The organism is Chroococcidiopsis cubana SAG 39.79, from assembly GCF_003991895.1.
In the GTDB taxonomy this organism is placed as follows: domain Bacteria; phylum Cyanobacteriota; class Cyanobacteriia; order Cyanobacteriales; family Chroococcidiopsidaceae; genus Chroococcidiopsis; species Chroococcidiopsis thermalis.
Genome location: NZ_RSCK01000052.1, coordinates 39,317 through 45,691, shown reverse-complemented (window position 1 = coordinate 45,691; position 6,375 = coordinate 39,317). Strand labels below are relative to the sequence as shown.

General features: G+C 44.7%; 4 protein-coding genes. 2 read left to right on the top strand and 2 right to left on the bottom strand.

Annotated features, from left to right (window positions below; translation table 11 throughout):
• Window positions 1-323 precede the first annotated feature (323 nt).
• Window positions 324-3,851, bottom strand: coding sequence for a PAS domain S-box protein (locus tag DSM107010_RS24325; protein WP_127024120.1), 3,528 nt, complete (start codon window positions 3,849-3,851; stop codon window positions 324-326).
• A 281-nt stretch (window positions 3,852-4,132) separates the two neighbouring features.
• Entirely contained in the window at window positions 4,133-5,629 is a 1,497-nt protein-coding gene (locus DSM107010_RS24320) for a gluconokinase (protein ID WP_127024117.1), read from the bottom strand.
• On the opposite strand from DSM107010_RS24320, the gene DSM107010_RS38705 reads away from it, so the two are divergent.
• Window positions 5,628-5,765 carry a hypothetical protein gene (locus DSM107010_RS38705; RefSeq protein WP_158631855.1) on the top strand — a complete coding sequence of 46 codons (138 nt, stop codon included), beginning with the start codon at window positions 5,628-5,630 and terminating at the stop codon, window positions 5,763-5,765. The genes DSM107010_RS24320 and DSM107010_RS38705 overlap by 2 nt on opposite strands.
• Window positions 5,766-5,862: 97 nt before the next feature.
• Complete coding sequence (gene aac(6') / locus DSM107010_RS24315; RefSeq protein ID WP_127024114.1) at window positions 5,863-6,324, top strand: aminoglycoside 6'-N-acetyltransferase; 462 nt, start codon at window positions 5,863-5,865, stop codon at window positions 6,322-6,324.
• Window positions 6,325-6,375 lie beyond the last annotated feature (51 nt).

The following is a 6,375-nucleotide window of genomic DNA, read 5'->3' as shown; positions in this document are numbered from 1 at the left end:
AATCATAACAAGGACGTATTTGCTGCTTACAAGCAGAGTTTAGGCTTTATTTGGGCTTAGAACTTGTTTAAGTCCCGTTAAAAGTTGTTACGAACGCACCGCTAATTTTCAGTTTGTGCTTTCATAGTGGGTTTCAATTGCGTAAAACAGACGATCTGTAGGGGCGCACAGCTGTGCGCCCCTACAAATGTCACGCACGCAATCGATAATTACTTTCAACGATCGCCGAAACAAAAGGTCTTTGCAGTCGTATATATTCAGAGGAAAAGAGCTAAATTTCATCAAATTAAATATTATTTTGGCTGAGAATTATCGACTTTGAACTAGAGCGGACTTTGAATGAGATCGGCGATCGCGGCGACTAACTCTGCTACGACCACAGGTTTAGCGAGATGACGCTGAAAACCAGCCGCGATCGCGCTTTGACGGTCTGACTCTCTAGCAAATGCAGTCAGAGCGATCGCGGGAATTGGTTCGGCTCCTCTGGCTGCTGTTTGCGATCGCACCTGACGTAGCAGAGAGTAGCCATCCTCTTCTGGCATTCCAATATCGCTGACAATTACATTTGGTTGAAATTGGTTCAAGACTTCTAGTGCTTCTTTAGCCGATCTCGCTACCTTGACTTCCGCCTCCTCTAGGGTCAAAGCAAAATGCAAAAATTCCCGCGCATCTGCATCATCGTCAACCACAAGTATTCGGATACCTTGGAGGGGCAAATCTCCCTTGTCTTCCTTGTCCTTCTTGTCTTCCCCATCCCCCTGTCTGGTTTCCCGTAAAGGTAACGTGACAGTAAAAGTCGCCCCCTGCCCTTCTCCTAAACTTGCAGCCGCGATCGTTCCCCCGTGCAATTCAACTAAATGACGGGCGATCGCCAACCCTAATCCTAAGCCATCTTTCGAGCGCGTTGTCACATCATCTGCTTGCCGAAAACGCTCGAAAATATAAGGTAGAAATTCAGGGCTGATACCTTGACCTGTATCGGTAACTTGGATTTGAGCAAATTTTGGGGAGTCGGGAGTAGTGTGAGTGGCTAGTGGCTGGCGGCTAGTGGCTAGAACTTCTCCCTTGTCCCCCTTGTCCCCCTTGTCCCCCTTGTCCCCCTTGTCCCCCTGCTCCCAGCTCGTCTCTGCTCCCTGTTCGACTCGTTTGAGCGAAATCTCAACTCGTCCGCCGTTAGGAGTAAATTTAATTGCATTCGTCAGCAGGTTGGTGATAATTTGCTGGAGACGATGGAGATCGCCAGAAACCATGAAGGGAGAAGTCAGAATTCGGAATTCGGAATTCGGAATTCGGAATTGTAAATCGATGTTTTTGGCTTGAGCTGCTAGTTTCAAGCTCGTTACAGTTGATTCGACTACATTCAAGAGATTAACAGGGGCAAGGGTGAGGCGGAGGTTGCCCCGAATCATGCGCGAGACATCTAGCAAGTCTTCGAGCAGTTGGGATTGTGCTTGAGCGTTGCGCTCGATCGTTTCTAAAGCACGGGCAGCTACTTGAGGATCGTATTTGCGGGTACGCAGCAGTTTTGCCCAGCCGAGAATGGAATTAAGGGGCGATCGCAATTCATGGGAAACCATCGCCAAAAATTCATCTTTACTGCGATCGGCTCGTTCTGCTTCCTGGCGGGCTAGCTGTTCTTTGGCTAAAAGTGCTTCCCGTTCTCGTTCCCATCGCTTTTTCTCGCTAATGTCTAATACAAAGGCAACACCGCGATCGCTATACCCTGGCAAAAAAGCACAACCGAGTAAAATTGGAATGCGACTACCATCTTTGCAAATGTATTCTTTCTCAAATGGGGCGTATTGACACGCAGTTTGTATAGTCTCTAACTTTTGAGCGTCAGTTGCGTGGTATTCCGGCGGTGTAATATTCTTATAGTGAACTTGTCCAGCTTGCATTTCTTGTCGCGAATAACCAGTCATGCGACAAAAGGTCTCGTTGGCATCGATAATCTGCCCTTCGGTGTTCCAAAAGAGAATGCCGATCAGATCGGATTCAAATACGCCTCGGAAGAGAGCTTCGCTTTGACGCAAAGCTGCTTCGGCTTGTTTGCGTTGTGTAATATCTCGAATCAACCAACGCCAACCGACTAAATCTTCTTGACCATTGCCGATCGCCGCCAGCGAAACTTCAGCAGGAAAAGGCTTACCTCGGAAGGGTTTTAAGTTCAATTCCCAAGTTTGAATTAGCTGCGCGGATGCAGAATGATTCGCCTTTGCGGCAAATCGATTTAACTGACTCCGAAAAACTTGCATTTCTTGCGGATCGACGAAGACACTTAAAGGTTTGCCAATTAACTGTTGTTGGTCGATCGCTAGCAAGCTCGTTATCGCTCTGTTGGCTTCTTGAATTATGCCTTGGCAATTGGTAACTAAATATCCATCTGGGGCGAAATTGAATAAATCTTGATACCGCTGGCTTTGTAGTTCGCTCAAATTACGAGCTTGGCTCAGTTCTTCGTTTTGTTGGTTAAGTTCCTCTTGAGAAATTTGCAGTTCCTCTAACGCCACCTGCAAATTCTGATTGCTCTGTGTTAATGCGGCTGCGCGTTGCTCTAGTTGAGCGTAAACATCTCGTAGGGTTGCTTCAGCTTGTTTCTTATCGCTAATATCTCGCCCTTCAGGAATAAGCAACACAACTTGTCCGGTTTCATCAAACACTGGTTTGAGGGAAAAATCAATTGTTGCGACCCTGTCACCTGCACTCAACACATCCACTTCATATCGAACAAATTCCCCCGCCGCCGCTTGCTCGATCGCTTCTCGTAACCGTGCTTGAATTTCGGGTGAAATCGTCCACCATTTGGTTTCCCAAAACGGGCGATCGATAACTTCTTCTTTTGCCACTCCCGCAAAATCTAGGGCAGTTTGATTCACTTCGAGTAAAATTCCTTCAGGGGAGAGCGATCCAATCATCTGAAATGTGGAATTGAAGATGGCGCGAAAACGGCGATCGCTCTCTCGCAGTTTTGCCGCTAACAAACGGTATTGCTGTTTATTTCTTTCCGCTGCCTCACGCACTTGTTTTTCTTGAGCTAATATTTGTTCTCGCTCAATTTCCGCTTGTTTGCGTGCTGTTACATCTCGCCAAGCTGCAACAAACCCATCATTTAATTTACTAATCCGAATATCGTAAGCTCGGTTTAAGCAGCGATCGCCAAAAACATCTTTATAGTCGAGAGATTCTTTAATCAGCGGTTTGCCTGTTTCTACGACTTGGCAATATTCCTCAAACAAACCACTGTCCTTGTGAACGGGAAATAACTCGCAAAGTCTTCTCCCAATTTGCTGTTCCTGGGACATGCCATTCTGTTCGCAAGCCGCTGCATTGACGTATTCAACTTGAAAGTCTACGATGCGTCCAGATTCATCGCGAATACTTGAATAAATGCCAAAACAGTCGAGTAAATTTTCTACAGATGTTTGGAACCGTTGTTCGCTAGCTTGCAGTTTTTGTCGTAGTTGAGTATTTGCGATCGCACTACCTACCGCTTGACGCAATTCATCAGCTGTGGCTTGCCCTTTAACGAGATAATCTACTGCACCATTTTTCAGTGCTTTGACTGCGATCGCCTCACTCCCATAACCTGTTACCATAACTACGGGAGGGCAATCTTCACCTGCTTGCTGTCTCAGCCTAGTTAGAAATGCCAAACCATCTAAATCTGGCAGTTGATATTCCAATAAAATTCCATCAACCGATCGCGATTGACACAGCAATAAACCACTTTGTCCCGATTCCGCCTCTATAATTTTATACTTAACTTCTTGCTCTGCTAAAAGATACTCTCGATAAATTTCTCGCTCTGGCGCACAACGATCAACAATTAGAACTGTGCGGTGCTGTGTCATAAATCCTATTTATAGATGCAGTACTTTACGGGCGATCGAGAAAGGCAGAAAGCAGAGGACAAAAGGTAAAAAGAAGTTTGACTACCAGTAATAGAATATACTCAATTACTGAGCAAATTACTGATAAATTTTTACATCCTATCTTTCGATACTTTGAAGCAATTCTCCTCCTTAAGACATCTATCCAAAAGTAGATTGCTTTTTGGTTAGTCATTTGTGAGTAGCTGGCGGCTAGTGACTAGTGACTGAACTCTTTTCTAGCCACCAGCCACTAGTCACTATTAAAACTCTGCCTCTAGCTGCCGATATAAACGTTGATGGCGAGAGAATAACTGATGATAGGTGCGTGTCAAGTCAGGGTTGGGCGAAATGCGATCGCGAATTTTAATTGTCGGTTGCACCTCAGATAAATCGGCGATCGCACCTACGGCATACATTGCTAATACAGCTGCCCCGTAGCCACTGGCTTCGTAAACTTCAGGTATTGCTACCACCATACCAAATGCATCTGCCATCATTTGCAACCATGCATGAGAACGGGCAAAACCCCCAGAAGCGCGAATTTCTCCTGTCGTTCCAGCGATCTCTTGAATTGCCACGTTGATACTGTAGACGGCAAAGATAATTCCTTCCATCGCTGCCCTAATTGTATGCGATCGCGTGTGGTTGAAATTCAATCCGAAGAAGACACCTCGCGCTTTAGGATTCCAGTAGGGGGCGCGTTCTCCCGATAAATAGGGTAAACAGATCAATCCTTCTGCGCCTGCGGGTATTTCCATCGCCGCTTGAATCATTACGTCATACGGATCGATACCTAATCGTTTCGCCTCTTCTACTTCTGGATGACAAAAGCGATCGCGCAACCATCGTAAAACAATTCCACCATTATTGGTCGGTCCCCCGATCACCCAATGTTTCTCGGTGAGGGCGTAACAAAAAGTTCGCATCTGCGGATCGGTAATCGGTTCGGCGGCTACAGTGCGTACTGCACCACTCGTACCGATGGTAATGGCAAATTCACTAGGGGCGATCGCGCCTACGCCTAAGTTTGCTAATACGCCGTCGTTTGCACCAATAATAACAGGTGTATGCGGATCGAGTCCCATTGCTTCTGCATACTCTGTTTGCATCCCGCGTAAGATGTGGGTGGTAGAGACTAATTGGCTTAATTGTTCTGGTTTTATTCCTGCTATTGTTAAAGCTTCTGCATCCCAATTCAGTTGTTTTAAATTAAATAATCCTGTCGCGGAAGCAATAGAATAATCTACTACATAACGTTGAAAAAGTCTGAAGAAAATATACTCTTTAATTGAAATAAATTTTGCTGCTTTATGGAAAATCTCTGGCGCTTTTTCCCGCAGCCACATGAGTTTAGTTACAACAGAGACGGGATGAATTGGGCTACCCGTTCGCAGATATAAATTATGAGCAATCTCCTCCTGTTTGAGTCTTTCTGTTTGAGTAACACTGCGATTGTCCGCCCAAATAATGATATTTGATAAGGGTTTATTGTTAGCATCTACTGGCAGTAAACTATGAGTTGCCGCACTAAAACCAACTGCGGCGATTTCCTGTTTAGAGATACCAGTACCCATTGCTTGACGCACGGATGTAATGACTGCATTAAACAGCGCTTCTGGGTCTTGTTCTGCCCAAGTTGGATGCGGGACGATAATTTCATATCCCTGACTGCCCTTAGCTTTAATAGCACCATCATGAGAAAATGCGATCGCTTTGGTGCTAGTTGTGCCGATGTCTACGCCGAGGAAGTAAGTCATGATGGGAAGGGATAAGGGGGACAAGGGGGACAAGGGAGACAAGGGGGACAAGGGAGACAAGGGGGACAGAGAAAAATTATTTATAAAATCAATTTTAGGTTTTTGTGTGAGAGAAAGTGCGATCGCTTCAATTTAAATAACAGTTTGTTTTAAGTAGCGATCGCCATTTGAATTGTAGCTGACATTTGTAAGACAATTACATCAGCAGAAACAGAAAATATTTAAGAGGTAAAATGCAAAAAGTAAAAATTGTTGAAGTTAATCAAGAGAACTTTAATGCGTGGCTAGACCTGGCGTTAAAACTTTGGTCAGATGAATCAGTTGAAGAAATGCAAAGAAGTCTGACCAATATTCTTTACTCTCCTCGCGAAGCAGGATTTTTAGTCAAAGATGATAACGCTAAAGCAATTGGATTTATAAATCTTTCGCTGCGCTACGACTATGTTCCTGGTGCTACTCAAAGTCCTGTGGCTTATGTAGAAGGAATTTATGTAGAAGATGAATATCGCAAACAAGGTATAGGGACAAAATTAATTCAATTTGCTCAACAGTGGGCAATTGAACGTGGATGTATGGAGCTTGCTTCAGATGCTTTATTGGACAACACGGCAAGTTATGATTTTCATACAAAGGTGGGGTTTCAAGAAGTAGAAAGAGTTGTCACTTTCATTAAGCAAGTAACATCTTCTAGATGATACTGTTATTGTAAACATGCGATCGCTATTCTTTTACTTCTATTTTGTTGA

Excerpts from the sequence above, each read along its gene's own strand:
- DSM107010_RS24325 (WP_127024120.1), bottom strand. The coding sequence starts at position 3,851 with ATGACACAGCACCGCACAGTTCTAATTGTTGATCGTTGTGCGCCAGAG.
- DSM107010_RS38705 (WP_158631855.1), top strand. The coding sequence starts at position 5,628 with ATGATGGGAAGGGATAAGGGGGACAAGGGGGACAAGGGAGACAAGGGG.
- DSM107010_RS24320 (WP_127024117.1), bottom strand. The coding sequence starts at position 5,629 with ATGACTTACTTCCTCGGCGTAGACATCGGCACAACTAGCACCAAAGCG.